Below are 276 nucleotides of genomic sequence, written 5' to 3'. Positions count from 1 at the left end.
AAATGGTGACCCCTACGGGATTCGAACCCGTGTTACCGCCGTGAAAGGGCGGTGTCTTAACCGCTTGACCAAGGGGCCTGTCTATTAAACTTTATAAGTGGCTTACAGAAGTAAGCTTCCAACCGGGCTCGAACCGGTGACCTCTTCCTTACCATGGAAGCACTCTACCTGCTGAGCTATGGAAGCAAAGCAATAAAGCAATGGCTCCGCAGGCAAGACTCGAACTTGCGACCGATCGGTTAACAGCCGATTGCTCTACCACTGAGCTACTGCGGA

The 276-nt window shown here is 52.2% G+C and carries 3 tRNA genes; all 3 read right to left on the bottom strand.

The window, feature by feature from the left end:
* Window positions 1-3 precede the first annotated feature (3 nt).
* Window positions 4-78 (bottom strand) — tRNA-Glu (locus tag L2D08_RS23755).
* A 35-nt stretch (window positions 79-113) separates the two neighbouring features.
* Window positions 114-186, bottom strand: a tRNA-Thr gene (locus L2D08_RS23750).
* 15 nt (window positions 187-201) lie between these two features.
* A tRNA-Asn gene (locus L2D08_RS23745) sits at window positions 202-276 on the bottom strand.

Origin of the sequence: Domibacillus sp. PGB-M46 (assembly GCF_022668875.1) — a bacterium.
GTDB lineage: Bacteria > Bacillota > Bacilli > Bacillales > Domibacillaceae > Domibacillus.
The sequence above is the reverse complement of the archived record's forward strand: the minus strand, read 5'-3'. Positions and strand labels throughout refer to the sequence as shown.